The organism is Bacillus sp. EE-W1 (assembly GCF_009760835.1).
GTDB lineage: Bacteria > Bacillota > Bacilli > Bacillales > Bacillaceae_G > Bacillus_A > Bacillus_A wiedmannii.
The window spans coordinates 1-630 of the sequence record NZ_WIPE01000141.1; the positions used below are offsets into that span (position 1 = coordinate 1).

Consider the following 630-nt stretch of genomic DNA (forward strand, 5'->3'; position numbering starts at 1 on the left):
TAATTCCGGATAACGCTTGCCACCTACGTATTACCGCGGCTGCTGGCACGTAGTTAGCCGTGGCTTTCTGGTTAGGTACCGTCAAGGTGCCAGCTTATTCAACTAGCACTTGTTCTTCCCTAACAACAGAGTTTTACGACCCGAAAGCCTTCATCACTCACGCGGCGTTGCTCCGTCAGACTTTCGTCCATTGCGGAAGATTCCCTACTGCTGCCTCCCGTAGGAGTCTGGGCCGTGTCTCAGTCCCAGTGTGGCCGATCACCCTCTCAGGTCGGCTACGCATCGTTGCCTTGGTGAGCCGTTACCTCACCAACTAGCTAATGCGACGCGGGTCCATCCATAAGTGACAGCCGAAGCCGCCTTTCAATTTCGAACCATGCAGTTCAAAATATTATCCGGTATTAGCCCCGGTTTCCCGGAGTTATCCCAGTCTTATGGGCAGGTTACCCACGTGTTACTCACCCGTCCGCCGCTAACTTCTTGAGAGCAAGCTCTCAATCCATTCGCTCGACTTGCATGTATTAGGCACGCCGCCAGCGTTCATCCTGAGCCAGGATCAAACTCTCCAATAAAGTTAGTTTGTCTAGCATCTAAAAATAAAAATTGACGTTTCACGTTGTTTGTTTCGTT

At 51.1% G+C, this 630-nt stretch carries 1 rRNA gene; it reads right to left on the reverse strand.

Going from position 1 to position 630, the window contains the following annotated elements:
* A 16S ribosomal RNA gene (locus GFJ36_RS28485) occupies positions 1-572 on the reverse strand; the annotation flags it as partial.
* Between the last annotated feature and the right edge of the window lie 58 nt (positions 573-630).